Source organism: Paenibacillus sp. FSL P4-0113, from assembly GCF_038009305.1.
In the GTDB taxonomy this organism is placed as follows: domain Bacteria; phylum Bacillota; class Bacilli; order Paenibacillales; family Paenibacillaceae; genus Paenibacillus; species Paenibacillus polymyxa_D.
The window spans coordinates 1628522-1652715 of the sequence record NZ_JBBPAZ010000001.1; the positions used below are offsets into that span (position 1 = coordinate 1628522).

The window sequence follows — 24194 nt, forward strand, 5'->3', positions numbered from 1 at the left end:
ATACCATATTACTATGGCTTAGTAAAAAGCTATCCGCAACAAACGGACAGCTTTTTCACTAAATATATAGCTAAAGATTAAAATAGACGTTTTATCCAGCCTTCTTTGTGTAACAGAGAGGCTTGCTTGCGAACCATATGCCAATCTTCTGCGGTTACGGATGAGGGACTATAACGCGCCTGTTCAAATCGTCCAAGCAGCTGATGTAAAATTGAAGCCTGTTCCGGTACTTCTAGCGACCATCTATCAACTGATTCCCTCAGTGTTTCGTGACTGGCGCGGACAAATCCCCTTCTTCGCATGTACCTTAACCAGTGCTCAGTTTCGACGACCACCTTTTCATCCGGAGTCAACGGCTTACCTCTGCGTAAACGCAGCAGGTAAAAGTGAAGGTCTGCCCGATTACGCCAGACGACATAAGCAGCCCACAACAGCAGAATTGCAGCAGCAGAACCTATAATTACAGGATGAATCTTTGAAGCTTCCTCCGGATTAGTCTGCGGGGTCTGCTCAGGCTGTTCCGGTTCAGACTGATCTTTAACCTCTGGGGCTTCTGGAGTCTTTGAATCCTCCTGTTCCGTAAGCAGCGGCATATCAAAGCCAGGCGTTGCTTCTACAGGAACCCAACCGTATTCACCTAAATATACTTCCGCCCAGGAATGAGCATCCGCATTTGTCACGGAGTAAGAGGACATATTTTCGTCACCTTCACCCGTTGTTGCATCATCTGAAAACGTCTGCTGACCAGGTGCATACCCTTTAACCCAACGGGCCGGAACCCCAACGGAGCGAGCCATCATGACTAATGAGGTGGAATAATAATCGCAATAGCCCTCCCGAATCTCAAACAGAAAGGCATCCACAAAATCTCTGCTTCTTTTCCGTGAGAGATCCGGATTGTTCGTATATGCATAATTTTGCTGCAAATACTGCTGTAGTAATCCGACTTTTTCATATGGCGTTTTCGCCGTTGACGTTACGTTCTGAGCCAAATCACGAACCCGCTGTGGCAACTCATCTGGAATTTGTAGATAGGCTTCCTGTTTGTTTTTTCCGTACAACTCATTAAAAGTTTTTGTGCGTAGCTCTTTCTCAGGGATCACAGGGACATGCGATACCAGAGTATACGTTTTAGGATAAGCAGTTCTTCGGGAGGATGGATTCCAAAGCAGTTCCGCCTGTTCCGGCTTCCAACGTAACCCGTCTGCCCGTGAATCTCTGTCCACCGATTGAACACGCTGCACCGAATAAGCGCCAAATAGAACAGGATAGCTTTGGTCGTTTTGCATCGTAATGGTCTGAACGACCTGCTCAGTCGAATGCCGCGTTTCTTGTGTGTTTTCAAGCTCTGCGGTCATTGGAACATCATTTAACGTTTGATCATCGTTGCCCTTGTCACTCCAGCCTGTACCGGAATAGGTTCGTTTCGTTTCCCCCCGCCAATAGCTTCGTTGAGTGGTCGTGATGGTCATGACAGGAGAATAGTCAAAATTAAAACCTCCCCCCAACCGATTATCCTGGCGACTATAACCCGATGCAGTGTTCATCCGCTGATCCAGTGCCCCAGATCCATTGTTGATCCCGGCGGTAGTTGAGCTATTTCTCTGGGTCCACGCTGTATAGGGATCCGTCAAAGCGGGCTGTACCTCGGGCATATTGACACCAGCCATAATAATGAGCGCAAAAATGACCGCAATATTGGCTGCTATTTTATATGGATAGCGCCGAATATGCTTCCATCCTTGAGGATAATGCTGCCGAAAATACTGCAGATGCTGTGTCACCAGCCAACCCATACCAGCAAAGACGATCCAAGCAACCTCCTCCCACAGCACAGTTGGCGTGAAGGAATCAAGTACTGCCAGCGCGGCAATGTTAATACCCACAAAAACAAGAATCCGCTGCTTCGTTGTAACGATGAGCGGCACCATTTCAATAACTAGCCAAGCAATGAGGGAAAACCAAATATAAGGTGACATATTGGAAATAAACTGGTCCAGGCGATTGGCTACCCCTCCGAAGGGGATAATGATTGAATAAGACACCAATGTCCGATACAAAATAAAAAACAGCGCCGCCGCCTTAACAATAAATTCAATCCAGGGACGAACTGGTAGTACAATCTTCACCAGAGCCAGCATTGTAATGGTCATTAGTACGAGTGCTCTTGTCTCTTCCAACCATAATTCGGAAGCAAAAGAAACCCATTGCATGGCAATAATAATAATCCATAAAAATGTAAAAGCGGGGACCCAGGAACCCTTTAACGATTGTAACCAGCTCTTCATAGTGTCCCTCCCCCCATTACAGCCGGGAGCTCTTCAAGGCTCTCAACATCGTAGCCCTTAATTCCCCTTGCACGAAGCATGCTCATCCATTCTTCAACTTCTCCCTCAGCAGAACCTTCTCCGATATAAACGTGGCACGGAGTCATCCCCCGGGTATCGGCCCAGCGAAGAAGCTCCATCGCCTGATAATCCTTCAGCGGACTAATCAGTATAAAATAACAACCTTGCGGAAACTGGCGCACACTGCTTTCTACAGCGGATTTCAAGCTACCTTGTGAAGTGGTGTGTATGTCTACCAAGTGATGCATCATTCGTTGTCGTTCCATTGTCTGCTCACTTGGTTGAAAGACGGTGCCTTTCTCTCCAGCTGTGCACAATCCAACCCCCATTCGCTCCCGTCCACCATATTCCAGCAATGAAGCGGTAGAGGATACAGCTAGCTCAAACTGTTCGGCGTTCACATAATGCTTCATGTGTACGTCCAGCACAAGCATCGTTTTAGGAACGGTCTCATGCTCAAATTCCTTGGATTTCCAGCTACCTGTACGCGCCGTCGCATTCCAGTGGATGCGCGAAAACCGATCTCCATATACATAATCCCGTACACCGTTAATTTGTGTCGTTTCACGCCGCGTACGAGTTTGAACGGTCTGCGGTCCAGACATCCTTGAGCGACGGTCATTCATCTGCCAATACGGAATGAATACCGTTCGGGGCAGAACCCGAAATTCACCGCGTGCGTTCAAGCTGCCTTTGTGCTCCAACAGACCGAAGATGTCCTCACTCACACATTCCGTTTCCTCAAAGTGATAGCTTCCTCGCTCTAAAGCGGGAGTCTGAAATGTAAGCTGACCGCCCCCTTTTAGACTGGGAATGACACTATCCTCAAACGACCAGGACTCACCTGTATGTCGCTTAAGGACCTCACGGACAATGACATAGGGTAACGGAAGAAATCCAGGAATGCTGAGGCTCAGCTTTACATGCACTTGATCTCCTGCATGCAGCAGTTCTCCAAACTCCGAGCCTTGCGAAAGCTGCCGGGAGCCTTGCACACGGCGAACTCCGCTCAGACCAACGATCCATAAATAAACGATTAACAGCGTAACCATAGACAACAGCATGACCGACGTCTTGCCGCCCTGAAACAACAAATATAGCAGGCACACCACCCATATGACCATCAGAAGCCAGATGCGGCCTGACAGCCGGGGAAGCCTGCGCTTCCTTTTGACCATATTCATTCCCTAAGGACGCTCCATTCGTACGGGTACATGTACGTGCCGAAGGACAGCCTCCAGCACGGACTGGGCATTGGAACTATCCAGGCGCGCCTCGGGACGCAGCAACAAACGATGCGTTAGCACATAAGGTGCCAGCGCCTTCACATCATCAGGCAGCACATAGTCACGGTTGTCCAGAAAAGCGTATGCCTTCGCAGCCATTACAAAAGCAAGCGCCGCCCGGGGGCTAGCTCCCAGCAGCACAGATGGATGTTCTCTTGTCGCACGTACGATATCAAGTAAATAGGACGTCACTGCTTTGTCCATATAAATCCCTCTAATTTCCTGCTGGATGTCAGCAATCTGCTCCATATGAGCTACAGCCTCCAGACGATCTGCTGGCTGGCCTGCCTGATGATGGAGCAGCATGTTTCGCTCCGTCTCCATATCAGGATAACCCAAGCTGATTTTGAGCATAAAACGATCTAACTGTGCTTCCGGCAGCATATAAGTGCCTTCAAAATCAATCGGGTTTTGTGTCGCACACAACATAAAAGGATGAGGCAACATATGAGTGTCCCCATCCACCGTCACACTGCGTTCCTCCATAACCTCCAGCAGAGCTGACTGGGTTTTCGTCGTCGCTCGGTTAATTTCATCCGCCAGCAAAATATTAGTCATCACAGGACCCGGACGGAAATAAAAACGCTCGTCCCGTGGATGAAATATGGATACCCCTGTAATATCACTCGGGAGAATATCAGGATTACATTGAACACGGCGGTAATCACCGCGCATGGATTTGGCAAGAGCCTTGATCATTTGCGTTTTTCCCGTACCCGGAACATCCTCGATCAGAATGTGTCCACCCGCCAGCATAGCCGTAAGCAGTAATTTTATTTCAAAGGATTTACCTAATATACATGATTCCAGATTAGAACGGATTGCAGATACAATCTGCACAGATTCTTGACGTACGGGCATAGCTCTGTAAACCTCCTAGATAGCAACCTGTTTCCTATTATTGTACATGAAGGTAGGCACAGAGTACACTTAACCCCCTGCCCATATTATTCAAACTCCATCCTTCTTTCGATCTCTCATGTGCAGAACAATCAAAAAACCTTCGGTCATTAGATCCGAAGGGCACATGTATACAATTATTTATCTTACGATGTCAAATCTAAAGTACGCTGCTTTTATATGCTTCCTTTTGGACGAACAAACAAGCATGCCAGAAAAGAGAAAATAATCGCAGAGGAAATCCCTGCACTTGTCAGACTAAAAATCCCTGTAATGACACCCAACCATCCGTCCTTCTCCAATTCGGTTAATGCGCCGTGTACAAGTGAGTTACCAAAACTGGTAATTGGAATGGTCGCACCCGCCCCTGCAAATTTAATAAGCGGATCGTATATCCCAACAGCATCAGCAATTGCACCTGCAACTACCAACGTACTCATCGTATGTGCCGGCGTCATTTTGAACACATCCATCATCAATTGGCCCACGACACAAATGGCACCACCCACTAAAAAAGCCCATAGAAATATCATACTGTTCCTCCCGCCTCAAAAGCTACAGCATGTGCAACACAAGGAATGCTCTCACCCTGCTGTGTAGTCAAAGGAGATAATAACGCTCCAGTCGCCACCACCAGTACCTTTTGTAGCTCTCCTTTTTCGATCCGCTTCAACAAATGCCCGTAGGTTACAACAGCCGAGCAGCCACAACCACTGCCTCCTGAAATGACTTTCTTTTGCTTATTAATGTCGTAAATCAGTAAACCGCAATCATTAAATTCCGTCTGATTCATATCAAACCCATCTTTTTTGAGCAACTCCTTGGCAATCGGTAGCCCCACAGAAGCTAAATCGCCCGTTACAATGAGGTCATAGTAACTAGGGTCACGGCCAGTATCTCGAAAATGAGACAACAGCGTATCCGCAGCCGCGGGAGCCATGGCTCCACCCATATTAAAGGGGTCTTTAATGCCCATGTCCATTACACGTCCAATGGTAGCACAATCCACCACCGTCCCTGACTTGGCATGGCCCACTATTGCGGCGCCGGAACCGGTAACAGTATACTGAGCCGTAGGAGGCTTCTGCGATCCGTATTCATTAGGATAGCGGAATTGTTTTTCCACAGTACAATTATGGCTAGTCGTACCCGCCATCACGTAGTCACCGGCCTCTGAGTCCACAATAAGTGCGGCTAAGGCTAAGCTTTCCATTGATGTTGAGCATGCTCCAAAAACACCCAAATAGGGAATGGCCAGCTTGCTAGCTGAGAAGGAGCTACTGACAATCTGATTCATTAGATCACCACTAATAAAAAACTGCACTTCTTCTTTGTTCAAATTGGCATTAATTAGCGCCAGCTCTGTAGAGTGCTCAATCAATCTACGTTCCGCTTTTTCCCACGTTTTCTCGTTGATTTCTATATTGTCATAAATATAATCAAAATCTGTGGACAACGGCCCCTCTCCTTCATCCGGGCCCACAACAGTGGCACTTCCAATGATGCGCGGTCTCGATTCAAACTTCCAGGTTTGTCCTCCCTGTCTTCTCATAAGTGATTGCCTCCTACACCAAGGATGGCATATATAACGCCTATGATAAATGCAGCCACCACCCCGAATACGACAACCGAGCCTGCCAGTTTGAACATATTCGCGCCCACTCCGAGCACCAGTCCCTCAGAACGATATTCCAATGCAGCCGAACACATGGAGTTAGCAAAGCCTGTAATTGGCACAGCGGTTCCCGCTCCCGCCCATTGGGCAACCTTATCGTAAACCCCGATACAGGTTAATATGACCGCCAGCAAGATCATCATAGATGAGGTCGGCGGGGCAGCCTCCTTGGCTGATATGTGCATCCCTGCCATAAAAGCCTCCTGAATCGCCTGTCCAATCACACAGATCCCGCCTCCAACCAGAAAAGCGCGCACACAATTGGCAAATACTTTTCTCGAGGGCTCATGCTTTTGTGAAATATTCTGATAGTCCTTCTCATTTATGGACAGCGGCGACGTATTGGTACGAAAACCGCGCTGCCCGGATTTAGCTGGCATCATTCACCACCCCTTATCTGTAAGTTTTCGCGCTTGGCGGTTCGAATTGCTTGGGTCTTTTTCATTATGAGCTTTTTGGAGAAATGTTATGTCAGGAAAATGATATCGTGGACATTCCGTACAAATCCATTCATACTAAATACATGACGACCACTGGTTAATTAATAAGGAGTGAGGTATACATCATGGAATCAAAAACATTGGAATTGTTTAAAACCTTAACGGAGTTTCCTTCCATTCCTGGGCATGAGCGAGAGTTACGGGCATGGGTTAAGGAACGGATATCCGGCTATACCGATGAAATCGTGCAAGATCGATTGGGCAGTCTTTTTGGGGTGCTACGCGGTCAAGAGAGTGGACCACGTGTAATGGTGGCAGGCCATCTGGATGAAGTCGGTTTTATCGTGAATGGTATTACGGAAAATGGAATGATTCGTTTTCAGCCGGTTGGAGGCTGGTGGAGTCAAGCCATCATGTCACAACGTCTTCAAGTATTGACTCCAAAAGGCCCAGTTATCGGTGTAGTTGGCTCTATCTCGCCTCATTTGCTGGATGAATCGCAACGCAGTAAACCTATGGACATCAAGCATATGTATCTGGATATTGGCGTAGACAGCAGACAGGAAGCTCAGGATCTGGGGATCGTACCAGGAACAGCCATAGCGCCAATCTGTGATTTCACACCACTGGCAAATCCTAAAAAAATCATGGCTAAAGCGTGGGATAACCGCTACGGTGTAGGCTTGGCTATTGAACTGCTTGAAGCGTTACATAAAGAAAAAGACAAGCTTCCCAATACATTGTATGCGGGGGCCACTGTTCAGGAGGAAGTAGGACTGCGCGGTGCACGCACAGCGGCCAATCTGATTCAGCCCGATATTTTCTTTGCACTGGATTGCAGTGCAGCCAATGATATGGGCGGTGACCCGAATGCTTACGGACACCTCGGTAAAGGCGCACTGCTGCGGGTATTTGATCCGGGTATGATTACACACCGCGGGATTGTGGAATACGTGCAAGACATGGCGGAAACTCACAAAATCAAGTATCAATATTTCATCTCCACAGGGGGAACCGATGCAGGCCAAGTGCACTTGAGCGGAATTGGCGTGCCATCCACCGTCATAGGCATCTGTGGACGATACATCCATACTTCCTCGTCTATTATTCACACTGATGATTATGATGCAGCCAAAGAGCTGATCATCAAGCTGGTTCAAAACCTGGATCGTACAACGCTGAATACCATTATTGAACGAGCTTAAGGTGTAATAGAGAATCGCTATCTATAAAAAACAGTCAAGACACGTACAACGTGCATTGACTGTTTTTTTAATTTAATAGAAACAAAAGATAGAACATTTCAAATCAAATGCTTATAACGAAGCAAAGCAATCACTACAAGTACAGCAGTTAGAGCAATGCAGACGTTTTCTACCTTAGCTCCCTTCCGGGTTCCGGTACTCATCAATTTAAATCGCAGCTTCCATTTGAACGGCGGCAAAGGTTTAATTCCATTATTCGTCAAGGAATCTGCCAGTAAATGCAGCAAGTACGCCATACCTCCAGCCAGCCATATGCTGTCACCGTGCAAACGTGTTGTACCATAAAGCAGCGCAGTCCATGCGATTGTCCCGTATACCGTATGAGTTAACCCCCGGTGTGGGACTAGCGTACAAATGATCAGCAGACACCCAGCGATATAATTCCACGGTGCATATGATTCTCCATACCAGGCGAGGCCGATACCAATTAGAAAGATAATAACCTTGCGCATGGATCGTGAAGGCATAAAAGAAGCACTAATCATCAGCAAAGCCAGAACAAGATTCCATGGCGGCGGAGCCAAACGGGTGAAAAATACCCAACCAGCAGCCCCAATCATTAGAAGCTGTACGAATCTAAGCATTTTGGTTGGCAGCGCACGGCTCACGAGCATGGAGTTAGGCTCGTCAATATCCGGCAACAGTGAACCGACCACAGCAGCTGCCACGGCAGCCGGGGTCACTTCGTATCCACTTAGAGCTAATACCGACAGGGAGACCCCGGTTCCAATAATCAAATGGGCTCTTCCCATCATGGTGCAAAACATCCTTTCGTTGCAGCATACAACAGAGTTCAACATCACTCCATTTGAATCAGCATGATTCGATTGTATACGACAAACAAAAGGAGAACAATAGTTCGCTTATTCTATTTAAAAGACTTCATTCAAAAGTCCTAGTTTAATCGCTCTAAAGTATTTTACTGGCGGTGCATAGAAGACATTCTGCCTTATTATTAACCCCCTCCTCTGTCCTTACTCTCCAGTCAGCCCTGTCCTGTGTTATAAGGATACATCTTCCTGAAATTATCGGCTGCCCTGCAAACTTTCTGCGAAAAAGAGCACCGTTCAACCATTTCCAAAAAAAACAAGACATATGGCCTATGAGTAAGTTGACAAACATCTTCAATATTTTCTTTTTGCCTCAAAGTCCTATTGTACAATTTGAAATATTAGGTAATATAGTGTTTATATTTACTATATGAATCTATTAAATGAATAAGGAGGAAATGATTATGCAAAAAAAATCGACGTTCCGAAAGTTCAAAACCATCGGTCTGACATCGTTGTTAAGTATTGTATTATTCGCCCTTCCCGCTTCAGCTGCTTGGAATGATACATACACAGGCTACGCCACATATACGGGATCAGGTTACTCTGGAGGGGCATTACTACTTGATCCCATCCCTTCGGATGCCAAAATCACAGCGCTTAACCGCACACAACTGAATTATAATGGAATCAAAGCTGCATTAGCTGGAGCCTATTTGGAAGTTCAAGGTCCCAAAGGGAAAACAACCGTATATGTAACTGATCTTTACCCCGAAGGTCCAAGTGGCGCACTCGATCTGTCCCCAAACGCGTTCAACCTGATTGGCAATCAATTAGACGGAAAAATTAATATTTCTTGGAAAGTTGTCAAAGCTCCTGTTAGCGGCAATGTCTCCTACCGTATTAAAGAAGGCAGCAGCCAATGGTGGGCAGCCATTCAAGTACGCAATCATAAATATCCGGTCTTGAAGATGGAAGTCCAACAAAACGGACAATGGCTCAATCTCGAAAAACAGGATTACAACCACTTTTTGGGTACCAACTTAGGAAAACAGCCTCTGAAAATAAGGATTACGGACATTCGTGGTGCCGTGCTCAACGATACCATCCCAGCTCTAGCGGAAAATGGCACAGGCCAAGCCTATATCGTTAAAGGTAACGTTCAATTTCCAGACTGATGAAGTACTGCCTCTCTTTGCTTACGTTATTTCAGGATCGATCCCCTAGGCTAATGGGAGTGTTTTACTTCTAGGCCATTTTCCCCGGGGAAACGGTTTTCCGTAAATCGGTAAAAGTTTCAAACCAGGCAAAAAAAGCGCTGATCCAGGTAGGCCCAGCGCTTTTTCGTGGTTTCGGATTACGAACTTTCGTCAGGCCAAACAGGCCGGGTTGGCGACTTATTTCCTGAAATGACGCATTCCCGTCCGTTCGCCTTTATTCTTACTGGGCCGTTAAAATCAGCGGTCCGTCCGGCGTGACTGCGATCGTATGCTCATATTGCGCTGACAACTTGCCGTCGGCCGTCCTCGCCGTCCACTGATCGTCGTCGATCGTGATACGAAACGTACCTTCGTTGACCATCGGTTCAATCGTAAACACCATGCCTTCCTTTAACCGAATGCCTTTGCCGGCTACGCCGATATGCTCGTAGCTCGGCTCCTCATGCAGGCTCCGTCCGATCCCGTGGGCCAGCAGATCGCGTACGAGCGAAAACCCGTTCGCTTCCGCATGCTGTTGAATCGCCGACGTTATGTCGCCGAGCCGGCCCCCAGGGAGGGCCCGGGCGATCCCCAGATCCAAGCATTCCTTTGTCACCTTCATTAATTTTTGCGCCTCCGGCCGGATATTGCCCACCGCATAGCACCAGCACGAATCGCCGAACCATCCGCCGTATTCCACGACGATGTCGAGCTTCAGCAAGTCGCCGTCCATAAGCATCTGGTTCGAAGGAATGCCGTGAGCCACCACATCATTGACCGAAATGCAGGTTTCGGCGGGGAAACCGTTGTACCCTTTCGTAAACTGCTTGCCGCCCAGCTTGGTGATGTGTCTGGCAACAAAGTCATTGATTTCCCGGGTGGTGATCCCAGGCTCGATCAGTTTGGCCACCTCGCGGTAGCAGTCCGCAACGATTTGGCTCGCCGGCTTCATCTCTTCGATTTCCCTAGGTGATTTTAAAATAATCATCTTTGTTTGTTCGCTCCTTATCCATTCTATAATTTTAAAAGTCGGACGATATCCCTGGCCTCCTCGTGCAGCTTTCCGCGGCGAAGCGAAAGCGCGGCGCAACCGACCAAAGCGGCCAGCAGCATTTCCGCGCGTTGTAGCCGATACGACGGCTCCGTCGCGTTTTCGCCGGAAGCGGTAGACCCGCCCGCCACACACCCGGTTTCCAGCAGCGCGGCAAACGGCGCGAGCACCTCCCGGAGAAAGGCGGCCGAGAGCGGGGCCGAGCGCGCTTCAGGTAGCGAGGCAAAGCCCTCACCGGCCAGCTTATTCAGCAGGTACAGGGCGTGGTCCTCCGCCCAAAGCTGCAGCAGCCGGACGCTGGCAGCGGCAACGGGGCCAAGCTCTGCGACAGCCAAGTTCCCAGTGTCCGCCGCATCAGCCAAGCCAAAATGCCCGCCCGCCGGCGCCTCCCCCGAAGCCGAAACGTGCGGGACCTCCGGCGGAACCTTCAGCGGAGCCTCTAACGAGGCCTCCAGCCATCCCCCGGCCCGCTCCAACGCATCCCATAGCAGATCGTAGAGCAAATTGCCCTTATTGCTGTAATAGTGGTATACCGTGCCATAGCCGAGTCCTGCCTGCGCAGCCACATCGCGGATTTCCAGTAAAGGCCCTTTATTCAAAAATACATCGGCAGCGGATTTCCGGATTTGCTCCAGACGCCGCAGTCGAATCTCTTCGTTTTGTTCCTTCGTGCGTGGACTCATCTCGTCCGTTCACCTCTTTTATTTTTGACCTACTATTATGTCAATATAAAACATTGGCATGCAAATAACAAGAGATTAGCTGAAGGATTTCCGGCTCAACCTAGAAATCGGTACTTGACCAACGGGTTAGCTGCTTAACGAAAAATCATTATTTTTCACAAAGAATCGGTTTGTTCACTGTCCTGTTCACAAGATCACACGTATAATGAATACATAAATAGGGTGTACTTTACAGCTACGTGCACACAGACAGGAGGCCTGTTCAAATGAGCAATTTCAAAAAGCATCATAAGCTTCACAGCAAATTGCTGGTCAGCATTACGTTATGTATTACGCTAACGTTGCTGGTATCCACCACTGTGTATTATTTTTACTATATTCGTGTGGAAAAGGAGCAGGCATTCGAGGCCAATCACAACAGCTTGACGTTGAGAAGCAGAGAGGTTATTAACATGACATCTATCGCTCAATCGTTGGCATTCCAAATGTATCGCAGCAGTACCCTATCCAAGTTGTTGTATTATCCCAAACCTAATGTATATGATGTAACCGCTGCCATGACCGAATTGAACAATTATCTTAACTCCATGCCGTATATCGAATCCATCTACGTGTTTAACCCTAAAAGCGGCACCTTCTACATTGCGTCTTCACAAGGTCAAAACGGGTTATTCAGCAAACATGAACTGGCTGATACAGATATCATTCGCGTACTGGATCATTATCAGGACTATAAACCCTTTACGCCTATTCCACGCACGTATCCGCTGCTGACTGCCTCAGACTCCAGAGCTGGAGTAGAGCAAGCAAGCCCAGATATCGCAGCCTATACGTATTTATGTTATGACGCAATTAACTCGAACGAAGCGATAAATTCGGCTGTGATTGTGAATGTGTCGGCGGCCTGGATGAACAAGGAAATGGCGGCGAATCCAATCTCAGGCGGGACCGCTTATATTTTAGACGATCAGGGCAGGCTGTTGTCTGGTACAACATTGACAGACGAAACTTTGAACGAAAAAGAGCAGCTATGGTTGCATACGAGAGTCAAAAAACAAGAAACAGGCTATTTTGTAGAAGACTTTCATGGTAAAAGATCACTCATTTCCTACACCTCCCCGGACGGACTAGGTTGGCAGTATATTAGTGTCACACCGTATGAAAGCGTTATCAAAATGGCGAGTGTTATTCGTAATGCGATGTTACTGATAGCCGCCATCATTGCATTGGCAGGATTCGTGGCTTCGTGGCTGCTGTCCAAAATGCTGTATACGCCTATTGGCCAAATCGTTGTGCATATGAATTCACTGGAATCGGAGAAACGAAACAGTATGTACACGATCCGGCAAAACATTTTAAGAAATGTGATTCGGGGAATTCAAAATATCCCTGCCAGTGAAGAACCGGAACGATTGCGCGAGCTTGGGATTACGTTCCAGTTCGACAAAGACTACCGCCTTGTGCTGCTACGCATAGATGAATATACCCGATGGCAAAGCGAACGTGGACCTGATCTGCTACCCTATAAGTTTGCAATTATGAACATTGCTTCTGAAATATGCGGACAGACGTACCGGGTGGAGACTGTTGATATGGATGAGGACAGTGTACTGCTGATGCTTAACATTCTCGATCCCGCAGAACATACAGACACTGTACTACTAGAAACTTTATTACGCCAAATACGCGAAGCTTGCTTTGAATATTTGAAGCTGAGCGTTTCACTGACTTACAGTGCCATCACGAGTCAACCAGAACGGCTACATTTGCTGTACCGCCAGGTACAAGACGCATCTATGCACCGATTTTTTCAGGGACATGGCTGCATTATTAATGCGCAAAACACTACAGACGAAGATATCCAAAATACTTACGTATATCCAGCCGATAAAGAGAAAAAAATGCTGGATATGCTACTGTCTGGTCATACGGAGGATGCACACAGTATGATCAAAGAATTATTGATGCATATGGAAAAATATCCGTTTTCCTCTGTTCGAGAGGCGATATCCCGGCTCATCATGAGTGTGAATAATGCTGTTCGGCATATCAGTGAGCTCAATGGATTTGCTATAGAATCTAAACCTGAATTACCATCCGCAGATCGGTTAGAGACCGCTGAAAACCTTATTGATCATTATCAATTGGTCTTTGATCATATTCGCTCCAGTCTATCGGAAAAACGAAACACGAAACAGGAACGTTTGGTGCGACAAATTAATGAACGAATGGAGCAGGCCTATACGGAACCCAATTTTTGTCTCAATCAGATTGCGGAAGAGCTGGATATGTCGCCGATCTATGTCAGCAGGCTATATAAGCAACAGACCATGTCTACTATCGTGGACGTCATCCAACAACTCCGTATTCGCAAGGCCTGTGAGTTACTGGAACAGACCGACTGGTCCGTGGCTGACGTAGCAGAACAAACCGGATTTGCAAGCAGCTCTTATTTCCATCGCATGTTCAAACGTAGCTTGGGCGTAACACCGACAGATTTTCGCCGTTCTAGAGCAAATGCGCAATAAGTAAACTGACATCAAAAAAGCAAGCCTCCAACTTTCTGGAGACTTGCTTTTCTTCTTTATCACAATTCTTTAGGTTTTATTTAATCCCCTTCTCCTTTACATAAGCTTCCCATTGTTTTGTATATTCGGTTTGAATTTTCTCCAAACCAGCTTGGTTTGCCTTTTGCAAGAAGGTCTGCAAGCCTTGATCTACATTGTCGATCAGTCCAGCTTGGAGTGGATACAGATATTGCTTCTCAACCTGTTCTAGAGCTGCTTTTTCTGCTTGGTAGGTTGTGTAGTCCTCTGCAAAGCCGGTAAACAGGTCAGGCTTCTGAATTTTATCCAGCTCAGCAAAAATCTTTTTCACACGGTCAAAGCCTGAATCAAACAGCATATATTCCGGGTTACGCCAAGCCCAACTGTTCATACCTTCGCGTGAAAATCCATTAGAACTGCCGCTACCTATCATATGGTAGTAACCATCTTTGACTTCGTAGTTTTTGCCTTCAATACCATATTGCGTGAGCAAGTTATAGCGTTTGTCCGTCACAAGCTTTTCATAAAAAGCTAATGCGCGCGCCGGATTTGGGCTGCTTTTTGGAATTGCAAAGCCGTTATGAATCGGATGCACTGGAGTTGCATAACCTGTCGTCAAAGGGAATGGGTAATACTCGAGCTTCCAGTCCGGGTGAGATGCTTTGAGCTTAATGACCATATCATTAAACCGGGTTGGATTGTCACCGAAAATACTCGCTGCTTTACCAGAAGTCACTTGATCCTGAAGCGTATCTTTTACGTTTAATACATTTTTGGGAATGAATCCTTTATCGGCCCAGCGTTTGTAAGTATTCAGCTCTTCTTTTTGCTCATCCGAGCCCCAAAATTTATAAACCTCTGTTGGTTTTTCATATTTAATACCAATGCCATAAGGCAAGGCACCTATACTCTTCGTTACTAATTCGGTATATCGGTCATGTAGATTTCCCTTGATATCGCTGTTCAGAGATACGGTTTTCATATTTGGTTCATGCTGACGTATCCCATCCATATAAGCCTCGTAACTTTTGATATCTGTCGGTTTAGGCAAATTGTACTTCTCTCGTAAATCCTCACGCCATACAAAGCCGTTAGTGACATACTCTTTATACGTGCCAGGCACGGTATAAATTTTGCCTCCGATTTTAACTCCATCCCACATGTCCTGAGGCACAAATTTTTGCAGGGCAGGTGCGGCCTTAGGCAGCAGATCGTCTAGCGGCAGGAATGCGCCCTTCTTGGCATAGGCCTGATACTGCGTCCAATCTGCAGTGAATATCAGGTCGATAGGCTGACCCGAAGACAATAACAGCTTATATTTTTGATCCCAGTCTGTCCACGTCGTATAGTTAAATTTGACGGTGGCATTCAGATCTTTTTCCGCCAACTTATTAATCTCTGCCTCAATGGTAGACAGATCCTTAGGAGCATCACCCAGCATATAAAATTGCAGCTGCACTTTTTGGGATTTATCATCCTCTCCACTTGCTTTTTGTGCGCTGTTTCCGCTACCGCCTCCACATCCGGCTAATAGCGCCATGATGACCATTACTGCAATCAGGATGGACATGCGTTGTTTTCTTTTCTTTGTGAATGTCATGTGAATCCTCCCTTTGAAATGGTAGTCTGTTTAAATAAAACGCTTACAAAAAGTGCTGCTTTGATGGCATACCGTCAGCACGTTATGCCATCTCAGCCCGTTAGTGTCGCTTCAGCCTTTTACCGCGCCAATGGTCAGCCCCTTGACAAAGTAACGCTGAATGAACGGGTACAGCAGCAAAATGGGTCCAGTAACCACGATCGCCATTGCCATTTTCGTCGATTCTGTCGGCATATCATTGGAAAGGGATACGCCAGTACCTGCACCCATTTGAGCGATAAATTGCATGGAGTTAATTACATTATACAGATAATATTGCAACTGGTATTTATGCGGATCGTTAATAAAGAGTGAGGATGAGAACCAGTCATTCCAGTAAGCCAAGGCCAGAAACAGCCCCACAGTGGCAATACCCGGTGTGGATAAAGGCAGTACAATTCGATAGTAAATTTTAAAATCACCCGCACCATCTATTTTAGCGGACTCGAACAGCTCTTCCGGCATGGAAGAACGAATGAAGTTTTTCATTAAAATGATCAGAAACGGAGTCATCAATCCCGGAAAAATAAGCACTGTATACGTATCAAGCAATCCTAAATACTTCGTCAGCATAATGTACCAAGGTACCAACCCGCCCCCGAACAGCGTCGTAAAGTAAATATAGAATGAAAACGCATTACGGTATTTAAAATCTTTGCGTGCCAGCACATATCCTGCCATCGTCATCAGGAACAGGCCCAACGTCGTACCTACAACCGTGGTAAAAATCGTCACCCCGTACGCCCTTAACACCTCTTCAGGAAAGGTGAACACCGTCCGGTAACCTTCCAGTGAGAATTGCTGTGGTATAAAGTGATATCCATCCCTGATAATCGATTCATTACTGGTCAGTGAAGCCGAAATAATAAGTAGGAACGGGAGTAAACAAGCAATGGAAGCCATAATGATAATCACATAAGAGATAATTTTAAAAATTCGGGTGTATACATCCTCTTTGATCGCCATCCGTTTGGGTCCTCCTTTCTAGAATAAGGCATACTCGTCATTCAACTTACGGATGATATAGTTCACGGTCATGATCAGTACAAAGCCGAACAATGATTGGTATACGCCTGCCGCCGAAGCCATACCCACATCAAAAGTCACTTTCAGCGATCGGTACACATAAGTGTCCAAAATATCCGTCGTATTGTACAGCACCCCATTGTTGCCGATTAACTGATAGAAAAGATCAAATTGTCCTTTCATAATACTACCAAGCGCAAACAACAGCAGCACAACGAATGTCGATTTAAGCATAGGAACGGTAATGTACCAGATTCGTTGAAAAATGTTGGCTCCATCCATTTTAGCTGCCTCATAATATTCGTCACTGATACCTGTAATCGCTGCTAGATAGATCACCATACTGTAGCCAAGATTTTTCCATAAATAGAACAGGATAATCAGGAAAATCCATACCCATGGTTTGTTGTATACATCCACGCGTTCACCACCAAGTTGCAGCAGCAGCGTATTCAGAAAACCATTATCATAATTAAATATGTTATACACGATGACACTTAGAATAACGAAAGAAACAAAATAAGGCAGGAACATCACAGATTGAGCGATCTTTTTAAAGTAGCGGCCTCGCAGCTCATTTAGTAAAATAGCGAGAACAATCGCTAACACGTTACCAAGTAAAATAAATGCTGCGTTGTATCCGACCGTATTCAATGTCAGTTTTGTCAGCGTGCCGGATTGCCATAAAAAGCGAAAGTTTTGGAGTCCGACGAACTTGGCATCAAACAGGCTGGTATTAAAGTCGAACTGGGTAAATGCATAATAAATACCCACCATAGGAATGTAGGAATTAATGAAGAAAAAAATTAAAGTGGGCAACAACATCAGAAATAATACTCGATTGCGGAACAGTTCATAGAAAAAACCGTGTTTTCTACCCGTTCCCAGCCTCTTAACGTTCAGGCGGGAATCCGCTGTAAGCATTGCAGAATTTTTGGGCATAGGCTGATTCAATGTGAGTCACTCCCCCTCTGTATACGTTACCGACAGCAAGGTTTGTAGCACCGCCGCCGTATAACTATATTTTATGTAAGCGCATTCAAAATAAAAAGTGAAGCCTCTCATGCTTCATGAACAAAGGAGTGTCCTGAGGAGTGAACAATTCGAATATTTGTGAAGTTTTATGTAACACCGAACCGGACAGCGGGATGAATTCGAAATTACACTTGGCGAAATCAAAGAAAGTGATTGGAAGAAAGTCAGTCTTAAGGCATCTAAACGGGAGTGCGAGCGTTGCCCTTTTTTCAGGAGCTGTCCCACAGCTCAACACCGAAACCAATTTTTATCAAGAGAAAAATCAACTGGTCATAACGAATCTGGAGCAGCTTATCCGGTCAGCCTTAAATCGAATTCAGAAAACACAGACCCCTCCTGTCATTCCTGTAGATCCAGGTATTATGATTACTGATGAAGCCCATGATTTTATAGAAATTTTTTTATCTCGAATGGAAGATGCTATTTTATCAGAGATCTGAAAGCCATTGGTAACAAAGAACGTTTCCCAGGAAAGTTGCAAAAAGATTCAAATCCAATGCGAGTGATTTAGGAAGATATTTCTATGGAGCAGCTGAAACTTGTGAATTACTCCAAGGTCGCTACCCCTTAGACCCATACGTTCGAAAGCTTCAACAAATCGAAAGGGATCTTTGGCACCTTAACCACAATTGGCGACTTCAATAGCTTTTTGAATCAGTGGCGCCTCCCCCGACAAATTAGTAGAACTAAAAATGATGACGCAATTGTTCGGTGAAAGTAGAGTACTAGACTGGAGTCGTTGATTTATCACGGTTTTTGAATTGAAGAATCGTCAGCTTTTGAAAAATAAGTTTTAGACTCATCCATTAAAAGAAGCAGCGGCGTACCAAGACTTGATAAATAAAGTCTTAGACTGCCGCTGTTGTCATTCAACTAACGTTTCCCGTTAGTTCAATCAATTCTGTTGCCATCGTATATGCTGGTGATGAACCAAGGTTCCTACATTACTATATCGTCTTTCATAAGTTTTTGGTACAGGGCTATCTTCTCGTTGGCAAGGGAAATCATGCGCTCAAGTTCCTGTCGCTTGGATTCCAGTTCCATCAGATGCTTCTCAAGAATTTCTATCCGTATGTGTAAGGCAGGAGTAAAATTAGCAAGTTCTTCCCCTTGTTGAATTTTATCCAGTACACATCCGTCACGAGTAAATTCCGTGATCTCCTCAAGCGACAATCCCAATTTTTTCAATCTAATTAAACATTGTATATATGAAACCTCACTTTCGGTATAAATACGTGTCCTTCCATTTCTTCGATTTGGTTCCTGTAGCACTCCAATTTTTTCATAATAGCGAATCGTATAAGGAGTTAACCCCGTTCTTTCTGATACTTGGCTTATAGTAAGCATTGTTTTATATGTCACTCCTTTTTTCTAAACCAAAATTTAAAACTATTATACATCTTTAAGTCAATTTGAAGTCGTTATTTGCACCTCTAACTTCATTTCAAAGTTTGTGCTTGATTTCTAGTTGACTCTAACTTGTAAGCTAAAGTTGCTTATTGATATACATGAAAACAAAAAACATCCTAAAGATAAAAGAAAATGGTGTCAAATTTATTTTGATGGAGGTATAAACAATGAACAACAAATATTTCACGATTCAACAAGCAGCGGAAGGTATCTGGGGTGCTATTTCGGTACCTGGTAGTGGTTCTCTGGGGAATGCGGCAATTATTGACCTTGGGGATTTGACCGTTGTTGTGGACACAACCAACCTACCGCATTCTGGTGCTTTGTTACGTCAATCCGCAGAGCAATTAACGAATAAACCAATTAAATATGTGATCAATACTCATTTCCATGGAGATCATGTCAACGGCAATCAGGAATTCATGGAAAGTGATTTTATATCTACCGTTTGGACAAGAGATTTGCTATCTGAAATGGGTAAAGTGAATATTGATCTAATGCAACAAAACATTCAGAAGTTAATAAATAGCCTACATCAAGTACGTTCACAAGAAAAAAATCCGCACATGTTAACCGAAATCGGCTATGATCTTTCCGTGCAGAGAGCCCTGTATGATGCTATCCCTTCCCTTCGTAGGGTGATACCCACGATAACTTTTGACGATAAACTAGTTATAAAAGGAGCAAAACGCACTGTCGAAGTTTTATCTTACGGAGGCGGCCATTCTTTAAGCGATGCCGTTGTTTACGCGCCTGAAGAACGAACCTTAATTGCTGGTGATTTAATAACCAACAAGACGATTCCGGTTATGCCATACGGTAATCCATACGCGTGGATACGCATCCTAAAACGCATTCAAAGAGATCTGAAGGTAGATACTGTTATTCCCGGGCATGGAGATGTGTCCACTCCAGATAAAATTCTAGATGTCATTCGCTTTTTAGAAAAAACGATCGCTTATGTGTCTGAAGCTGCGACGAGCGGAAAACCAGAGTCTTACTGGTTAAATGAAGGTGTACTAAATGGTTATGAAGATTGGCATCTAGCTCAGTATTTCAGATGGAATTTTCGCTGGCTCTTCAATACAATGCTTGTTCAAAATAATAGATGAGACACACCTAGAACTCCCTTTAACTCCACCAAATTCAAAAGGCCAGTTCTGAATGTCAAACCGGCGGCACGTTTGGGTATTTTCAAACGTAATTGGCAGTCTACTTGTTAGGTTAACCTGCCCGTTCGTATTATGGGATCAACCAGTTCTTTCTGGTTGATCCTTTTTGCCTTTGCTTTGAGGATTAAGGTAGCCGGGTCGAACGCACCTGCCCGTGGGACTAGATTCCGAGAGCTATAATGTTCACCTCTACTTGTCATGACCATGATTGAGGCTGGTTGGGACAAAGATCCCGTATCACATGCGATGCTATGGAGCGACAAGAAGATTTATAGAGGCTGCCGGCAAATTTACATTAAGGAGAGGTCAGATGAATCCTGTTATCGGGTTAGATATTTCTAAAGGAGAAAGCCACGGACAGGCTTTTTTAGATCGTGGAAAACCATACAAAGGAACGTTTTATTTCGAGCATACGCGAGAAGGACTCGAGAAACTCCTTCAAACTATTCGTGATGTCGAGCATGCGGTTGGACTTCGTCCTACACTGATTCTCGAGGCAACTGGGCACTACCAAAGCCCTGTCGTTCAATTCCTAGAGGAACACCACTATTTATACATTGTTATTAATCCGCTCATTTCAAATCGCCTTAGAAAGTCCCATCTTCGCAAAGTAAAAACGGATGCTGCGGATGCTTATCTTTTGGGCGATCTTTACTACAGGGAAGAGTTTGAGCCTTTTAAGAAAAGGGGCGTGCAACTGCTTAATCTGCGTTATCTGACGCGGCAATATGAGACGTTATCAAAGATGTGCGTGCAAACAAAGCTGCAATTCCAGGCGGTTCTGGATCAGGTTTTCCCTGCATACAAGGGTGTTTTCGGAGCTATGTATTCGAACGTTTCTCTTCGTTTTTTAAGTGAGTTCTCAACATCATCTTCCGTTCTGCAAGCGGATGAGGAAACCCTTAAAATCTCAATCAGAGCTCTGCTTTCTTCAAAACGAGGTCGTTCAGAAGCTTGGATTAATGAACGAGTTCAAAGGCTGATGAATGCAGCAAAACAAAATCCCTTTCAACAAACGATGTACTCTAGCCATTTAATTAATTTTAAAGATTCTGATCACCCTTATTCTTCAATACCAGGAGCATCTAGCTGATTTGGAACAGAATATAGATGCCCTGGCAAAAGAGATGAAAGAGTATGATTTGATTCAGTCGATTCCTGGTATTGGCCATAAAATTGCTGCAACAATTTTATCGGAAATTGGAGAAGTCGACCGATTTGATCATCCAAAGAAACTGGTCGCGTTTGCTGGCATTGACCCCAGTGTTTTTGCTTCAGGTAAGTTCACAGCAACTCGAAATCGGATCACCAAACGCGGTTCCCGGCAGCTTCGATATGCCCTAGTTATGGCCGTGCAGTGTGGGTTGATCCGTTCTCGTAACACTCGGATTAAAGATTTTTACGACCGCAAAAGAGCCGAAGGAAAGCCTCACAAAGTTGCTCTAGTGGCATGTGCAAATAAGCTGGTTCATTGGCTGTATGCCATTTTAAAAAGTAAGAAATCATTCCGTCTGACATAACAAAAAGTTAATGGTATAACCTTCCAACACAACTCGAATTGGAAGGTTGTTTGGCATGCTTATTTTTCACTATACCATAAGGTTTCTAATTATTTTGCTGGAAATGTTGACAAGCTATTAGCTGGTATAGCTTAATGAAGCAACGTCAGTTTAACACTTTTTTTCTTCTGACAGCAATCGTTCCAGTACGACAAACAAGCATTAGTTTATATTCCGGAATCCATTCATGATCCACGTAATCAAGGTATTGATTGGATTGAAAACCAGTTGAAGCATTATCAAAAATTATTAAACCTTACCGATGGTAGAACATTAATGCTCTCTACATCAAACAGCATATGCAGGGCGCAACAGAACCTCTAAAGGATATTTGTGATTCGATTGGTGTAATCACTGGTGAGGTAGGATCAAGGCGGCGTAGAGCAGCTGACAAAGCAGTTTAAAGAAGACGAGCGTAGTATACTTCTAGGCAGTGGGAGTTTTTTTCAGGTTTCTCAGTTGCCGGTACTTCCCTTGTATCCGTCATTTTTCTCGTCTGCCCTTCCCCGTTCCAGATGATCCTTATTTAAAGCTCAATGGTGAAGGTCTCGAGGACGTTTTCAAAGAGCAGGCGTTGTTCTCATATGATGGCGAAACTGTCTCAGGGTGCAGGTAGGCTTATTCGGATATCAGTGACTACGGACTAATAACTATCCAGATCCAAGGGTCTTTAACTGTGATTATAGTGAGACCATTCAGCGTGACTTTAAGAAGAAGGGCTACAGGATAACTAGATCATTTGCAGAAGTAGAACAGTTTTACGCACAAAAGCTGGCATTAGACAGCCAAGCTACCTATCCCCTTTATGCGACAAACCAGATAGTAGTCCCTGAGTCATTGAAATGGATTGGCTTAAAAGCTATTAAAGGAGTTACCAGTGAAGTAGTTAAAGGCCCTAAAGAACACGAAATCACTGAGGATCAACAAAAGTTTCCCTTAAAAATATGTAGGAAGAACAATAAAACTCTTTCTAAGAAGCCAAAGACTGGTGAGGATTTGTATAAGTTTTTAGTTGATATTTACTTTCAGTGATACAGCAGTATCTCTCCAGTAAAGGATAACTTTCCTTATATTAATGAAGAGCAGAAACCGTTGAGAAAATATAAAGCCGTCTGATGTGGGTAAATAATACTTAGTTTTACTGTGAGCAGGCTGCCGCAGATTGGCATGTAGCTAGTTGGCCCAGTTGGGGTAAAAATTAAAGGTTGCCGGCTTGATCCATACAATTTGTTGCCTTCAGCCAGTTGAGTTATAAATGTAAAATGTGTTTTTGACGTCGTTTCTCGAATCAGTGCCTAGTAAAGTATAGTAGAAGTGCAAAATATGTTGTTCAATGAGAAAAGAGAAGTATGTCTTATAAAGCAAGAGATTATACAATTATAAGCCTGGTATTTATAGGTTTGAGTGGTCTTACCTTGGGGGAAGTTTAGTTCCTAATGACAAAGGGGAAGTCACAGTATATAAATGTGACGTAGAGCTGCGCGTAGGTCAGGATGAGGATATACGAGAAGGAAGGTTGATTACCGTAGTGGTAACTTCTATGCTCCCCCAGGTGCTCAAAATTATATTGAACACATTGTAACTAAAGTTCAAAATAGCTTTCTTCGATCAAATTTTTATAGAAAAGCGCTGGGAGAAGCCCGTTGTCCCTGAAGACGGAATTCGCTGCATCGAACAACACCTGTACTCGAAACAAAACGGTGGCGATGCTTCGCATGATTTGCTTTCAGAAGTAACAATGGAGTGGGATTCCAAACGGTTTGCTATACTAATCCATCTTGGAAGCCGATTTCAGTCTAATAGAGCCTCCTATATATAAAAGTGTTTCCAGAGCAATTCGGAAACGCCTTTATTATTTAGAAACGTTCTCTAGCAAATAATATACCGCTTTATTCTTCGATTTGTTTGGAATCTACTGGGCCCATATAGCCTTTATCTTGCGCCGTTTAAGTGCTTCGGTCATCATCTCTGATATAACTTTAACCATCGCTTCATCTGAGGGGAAAACAGGACGAACATGAAGAGAAAGATTAGAAAAAAGTTCAATCAGGAACTCAACCTGTTCCTCTGTTTTCCCATTGCCTTGATAATGCTCCTAGAAAAATACTAATATAGGCCCATCCATTTCCATTAGGAAAGGTTTCTTTTTGTTTTACAAAAATGAGAAAGGGGCTAGCCCTCAGTCATTAT

General features: G+C 44.8%; 18 protein-coding genes and 1 pseudogene. 6 read left to right on the forward strand and 13 right to left on the reverse strand.

From position 1 onward, the window contains the following. Window positions 1-77: 77 nt before the first annotated feature. From MKX46_RS06735 to spoVAC, 6 genes are all read right to left on the reverse strand, one after another. A complete protein-coding gene (locus MKX46_RS06735; RefSeq protein WP_029515380.1) occupies window positions 78-2288 on the reverse strand; it encodes a transglutaminase TgpA family protein in 2211 nt (736 codons plus the stop codon). Further along, on the reverse strand, window positions 2285-3532 hold the full coding sequence (locus MKX46_RS06740) for a DUF58 domain-containing protein (protein WP_209949478.1): 1248 nt from the start codon (window positions 3530-3532) through the stop codon (window positions 2285-2287). Before MKX46_RS06740 ends, MKX46_RS06735 begins: the two co-directional genes overlap by 4 nt. Before the next feature lie 3 nt (window positions 3533-3535). Next, window positions 3536-4495, reverse strand: a complete 960-nt coding sequence (locus tag MKX46_RS06745) for an AAA family ATPase (protein WP_165148948.1) — start codon at window positions 4493-4495, stop codon at window positions 3536-3538. Window positions 4496-4710: 215 nt separating this feature from the next. Next, complete coding sequence (gene spoVAE / locus MKX46_RS06750; RefSeq protein ID WP_013311204.1) at window positions 4711-5067, reverse strand: stage V sporulation protein AE; 357 nt, start codon at window positions 5065-5067, stop codon at window positions 4711-4713. Next, complete coding sequence (gene spoVAD / locus MKX46_RS06755; protein ID WP_029515383.1) at window positions 5064-6086, reverse strand: stage V sporulation protein AD; 1023 nt, start codon at window positions 6084-6086, stop codon at window positions 5064-5066. The genes spoVAE and spoVAD overlap by 4 nt, the downstream gene beginning before the upstream one ends. Continuing rightward, a complete protein-coding gene (gene spoVAC, locus MKX46_RS06760; protein WP_029515384.1) occupies window positions 6083-6589 on the reverse strand; it encodes a stage V sporulation protein AC in 507 nt (168 codons plus the stop codon). Before spoVAC ends, spoVAD begins: the two co-directional genes overlap by 4 nt. A gap of 185 nt (window positions 6590-6774) precedes the next feature. Between spoVAC and MKX46_RS06765 the strand changes: the two genes are divergently transcribed. After that, entirely contained in the window at window positions 6775-7854 is a 1080-nt protein-coding gene (locus tag MKX46_RS06765; protein WP_069010446.1) for a M42 family metallopeptidase, read from the forward strand. 98 nt (window positions 7855-7952) lie between these two features. Here the strand turns inward: MKX46_RS06765 and MKX46_RS06770 are convergent, their stop codons facing one another. Continuing rightward, complete coding sequence (locus MKX46_RS06770; RefSeq protein ID WP_341071019.1) at window positions 7953-8669, reverse strand: metal-dependent hydrolase; 717 nt, start codon at window positions 8667-8669, stop codon at window positions 7953-7955. A gap of 479 nt (window positions 8670-9148) precedes the next feature. Here MKX46_RS06770 and MKX46_RS06775 point away from each other — a divergent pair, with 479 nt between their 5' ends. Beyond that, a complete protein-coding gene (locus MKX46_RS06775; RefSeq protein ID WP_340956189.1) occupies window positions 9149-9862 on the forward strand; it encodes an expansin EXLX1 family cellulose-binding protein in 714 nt (237 codons plus the stop codon). Window positions 9863-10124: 262 nt separating this feature from the next. Here MKX46_RS06775 and map read toward each other — a convergent pair whose 3' ends face one another. Continuing rightward, entirely contained in the window at window positions 10125-10871 is a 747-nt protein-coding gene (gene map, locus MKX46_RS06780) for a type I methionyl aminopeptidase (RefSeq protein WP_029515388.1), read from the reverse strand. 26 nt (window positions 10872-10897) lie between these two features. Further along, entirely contained in the window at window positions 10898-11617 is a 720-nt protein-coding gene (locus MKX46_RS06785; RefSeq protein ID WP_241113378.1) for a TetR/AcrR family transcriptional regulator, read from the reverse strand. Between the two features lie 266 nt (window positions 11618-11883). Here MKX46_RS06785 and MKX46_RS06790 point away from each other — a divergent pair, with 266 nt between their 5' ends. After that, window positions 11884-14145: an AraC family transcriptional regulator gene (locus tag MKX46_RS06790; protein WP_341071020.1), complete on the forward strand. Its 2262-nt coding sequence runs from the start codon at window positions 11884-11886 to the stop codon at window positions 14143-14145. A gap of 76 nt (window positions 14146-14221) precedes the next feature. On the opposite strand, the gene MKX46_RS06795 is transcribed toward MKX46_RS06790, so the two are convergent. The 3 genes from MKX46_RS06795 to MKX46_RS06805 form a co-directional block, all read right to left on the reverse strand. Next, complete coding sequence (locus tag MKX46_RS06795) at window positions 14222-15763, reverse strand: extracellular solute-binding protein (RefSeq protein WP_341071021.1); 1542 nt, start codon at window positions 15761-15763, stop codon at window positions 14222-14224. A gap of 111 nt (window positions 15764-15874) precedes the next feature. After that, complete coding sequence (locus tag MKX46_RS06800) at window positions 15875-16768, reverse strand: carbohydrate ABC transporter permease (protein ID WP_340932712.1); 894 nt, start codon at window positions 16766-16768, stop codon at window positions 15875-15877. A gap of 18 nt (window positions 16769-16786) precedes the next feature. Continuing rightward, window positions 16787-17782: an ABC transporter permease gene (locus MKX46_RS06805; protein WP_341071022.1), complete on the reverse strand. Its 996-nt coding sequence runs from the start codon at window positions 17780-17782 to the stop codon at window positions 16787-16789. Between the two features lie 140 nt (window positions 17783-17922). Between MKX46_RS06805 and MKX46_RS06810 the strand changes: the two genes are divergently transcribed. Next, on the forward strand, window positions 17923-18303 hold the full coding sequence (locus tag MKX46_RS06810) for a hypothetical protein (RefSeq protein WP_341071023.1): 381 nt from the start codon (window positions 17923-17925) through the stop codon (window positions 18301-18303). A gap of 499 nt (window positions 18304-18802) precedes the next feature. Here the strand turns inward: MKX46_RS06810 and MKX46_RS06815 are convergent, their stop codons facing one another. After that, complete coding sequence (locus MKX46_RS06815) at window positions 18803-19210, reverse strand: MerR family transcriptional regulator (protein ID WP_318627576.1); 408 nt, start codon at window positions 19208-19210, stop codon at window positions 18803-18805. 230 nt (window positions 19211-19440) lie between these two features. Here MKX46_RS06815 and MKX46_RS06820 point away from each other — a divergent pair, with 230 nt between their 5' ends. Both MKX46_RS06820 and MKX46_RS06825 read left to right on the forward strand, forming a co-directional pair. Next, window positions 19441-20385: an MBL fold metallo-hydrolase gene (locus tag MKX46_RS06820; RefSeq protein ID WP_341071024.1), complete on the forward strand. Its 945-nt coding sequence runs from the start codon at window positions 19441-19443 to the stop codon at window positions 20383-20385. Between the two features lie 370 nt (window positions 20386-20755). After that, window positions 20756-21965, forward strand: a pseudogene (locus MKX46_RS06825) (IS110 family transposase). The last annotated feature ends 2229 nt before the right edge of the window (window positions 21966-24194 follow it).

Bases quoted from the DNA above. Each gene is read 5' to 3' on its own strand.
- spoVAD (WP_029515383.1), bottom strand. From the start codon at position 6,086: ATGAGAAGACAGGGAGGACAAACCTGGAAGTTTGAATCGAGACCGCGC.
- map (WP_029515388.1), bottom strand. From the start codon at position 10,871: ATGATTATTTTAAAATCACCTAGGGAAATCGAAGAGATGAAGCCGGCG.
- MKX46_RS06770 (WP_341071019.1), bottom strand. From the start codon at position 8,669: ATGATGGGAAGAGCCCATTTGATTATTGGAACCGGGGTCTCCCTGTCG.
- spoVAE (WP_013311204.1), bottom strand. From the start codon at position 5,067: ATGATATTTCTATGGGCTTTTTTAGTGGGTGGTGCCATTTGTGTCGTG.
- MKX46_RS06785 (WP_241113378.1), bottom strand. From the start codon at position 11,617: ATGAGTCCACGCACGAAGGAACAAAACGAAGAGATTCGACTGCGGCGT.
- spoVAC (WP_029515384.1), bottom strand. From the start codon at position 6,589: ATGCCAGCTAAATCCGGGCAGCGCGGTTTTCGTACCAATACGTCGCCG.
- MKX46_RS06820 (WP_341071024.1), top strand. From the start codon at position 19,441: ATGAACAACAAATATTTCACGATTCAACAAGCAGCGGAAGGTATCTGG.
- MKX46_RS06815 (WP_318627576.1), bottom strand. From the start codon at position 19,210: ATGCTTACTATAAGCCAAGTATCAGAAAGAACGGGGTTAACTCCTTAT.
- MKX46_RS06790 (WP_341071020.1), top strand. From the start codon at position 11,884: ATGAGCAATTTCAAAAAGCATCATAAGCTTCACAGCAAATTGCTGGTC.
- MKX46_RS06740 (WP_209949478.1), bottom strand. From the start codon at position 3,532: ATGAATATGGTCAAAAGGAAGCGCAGGCTTCCCCGGCTGTCAGGCCGC.
- MKX46_RS06745 (WP_165148948.1), bottom strand. From the start codon at position 4,495: ATGCCCGTACGTCAAGAATCTGTGCAGATTGTATCTGCAATCCGTTCT.
- MKX46_RS06765 (WP_069010446.1), top strand. From the start codon at position 6,775: ATGGAATCAAAAACATTGGAATTGTTTAAAACCTTAACGGAGTTTCCT.
- MKX46_RS06735 (WP_029515380.1), bottom strand. From the start codon at position 2,288: ATGAAGAGCTGGTTACAATCGTTAAAGGGTTCCTGGGTCCCCGCTTTT.
- MKX46_RS06775 (WP_340956189.1), top strand. From the start codon at position 9,149: ATGCAAAAAAAATCGACGTTCCGAAAGTTCAAAACCATCGGTCTGACA.
- MKX46_RS06800 (WP_340932712.1), bottom strand. From the start codon at position 16,768: ATGGCGATCAAAGAGGATGTATACACCCGAATTTTTAAAATTATCTCT.
- MKX46_RS06795 (WP_341071021.1), bottom strand. From the start codon at position 15,763: ATGACATTCACAAAGAAAAGAAAACAACGCATGTCCATCCTGATTGCA.